1 protein-coding gene is annotated in these 1,572 nt (G+C 47.5%); it reads right to left on the minus strand.

Annotated features, from left to right (window positions below; genetic code table 11):
* A partial coding sequence (locus tag ACP5KC_RS10600; protein WP_424741032.1) for a CDC48 family AAA ATPase occupies positions 1 to 1,481 on the minus strand: 1,481 nt, incomplete at its 3' end.
* Positions 1,482 to 1,572: the final 91 nt, after the last annotated feature.

The following is a 1,572-nucleotide window of genomic DNA, read 5'->3' on the forward strand; positions in this document are numbered from 1 at the left end:
AGCAGTATACCCTTAGGCGGGTCAATACCCATTTCCTTGAAGTATTCAGGGTGTTTTAATGGCCACTCTACAGCCTCGCGTAACTGCTGCTTAACGTCATCCAGTCCCCCTATATCACTCCAATGAACCTCAGGAACCTCTATGTAAACCTCCCGGAGCGCACTTGGCTGGATCTCTTTTAAGGCATCCATGAAATCCATCCTAGTTACCTTTAACTCGTTTAGTATTTCTGCAGGAATCTTTTCGGTTTCAATCTTTATCTTAGGCAAAACTCTCCTTAAAGCCCGCATAGCAGCTTCGCGGCATAGAGCTGCTAGATCCGCACCCGTAAAGCCATGTGTTATCTCAGCTAACTCGTCAAGGTTCACGTCTTCGGCAAGCGGCATGTTTCTCGTGTGAACCTGAAGTATTTCTCTTCGGGCTCTCTTATCGGGAACCGGGAACGCTATCTCCCTGTCAAACCGGCCAGGTCTCCGAAGCGCGGGGTCGATATCATCAGGCCTATTAGTAGCAGCGATAACTATTACTTGACCCCTCTCCTTCAAACCATCCATCAGGGCTAGTAGTTGTGCTACTACTCTTTTCTCGACTTCTCCTGTTACTTCTTCTCGCTTGGGGGCTATTGCGTCAATCTCGTCGATAAATATAATAGCGGGAGCATTCTTGGTGGCTTCCTCAAAGATCTCGCGGAGCCTCTGCTCGCTCTCCCCGTAAAACTTACTCATAATCTCCGGGCCATTAATGGCGATGAAGTATGAGTCCGTCTCATTCGCCACAGCCTTGGCTAGCAGGGTCTTACCAGTACCTGGAGGACCATAAAAGAGAACACCCTTAGGCGGGTCAATACCCAGGTGTTTGAAGAGTTCAGGATGACGTAGCGGAAGCTCAACCATCTCTCTAATTTTCTGCTTAGCCTCCTCAAGATCCCCTATATCCTCGTAAGTTATGCGTGGAATAGTAAGCTCTCCACTCACTGGCTCGCTTCTGATGGAAATCTCTGTCTCCTCAGTGACTTGAACCGCTTGTGCTGGAAACGTTGAAACAACAGTGAATTGGAGAGATGCACTGAATACCGGTATCTCAACAATGTCCCCCCTTATGACAGGTCGTCCCAACAGCTTGCTCTTAACGTATTCTAAGAGATCAGGCACTATCTCGAACCCCATCTTAAGCGTCGGAGCTAAAACCACCCGTTTAGCTGGAGCGACTTTTGCCTTCCTGATTTTCACCTGATCTCCAATTGCCACACCAGCATTACGGCGAATAAGACCGTCCATACGTACTATGCCAGCGCCTTCATCCTCTAATGCCTGCGGCCATACAATCGCAACTGTAATTTTCTTACCCTCGATCTCTACTACATCCCCGGGGTCGACGCCAAGCTTACTCATTGCACCTCTGTCAATCCTCACTATTCCCCGTCCTACGTCCCGTGGACGCGCCTCTGCAACTCGTAAAACTACTTCTGGAGTACTAGACATAAGGAAAATTTCCTTGCAACAAATATATAATTTTCTACTACAAAGGGAACACTAAAGTAATAGAAGGTAAAAGTATTAGAAAATGAAAAAT

This window comes from Infirmifilum sp., from assembly GCF_049970975.1.
In the GTDB taxonomy this organism is placed as follows: domain Archaea; phylum Thermoproteota; class Thermoprotei; order Thermofilales; family Thermofilaceae; genus Thermofilum; species Thermofilum uzonense.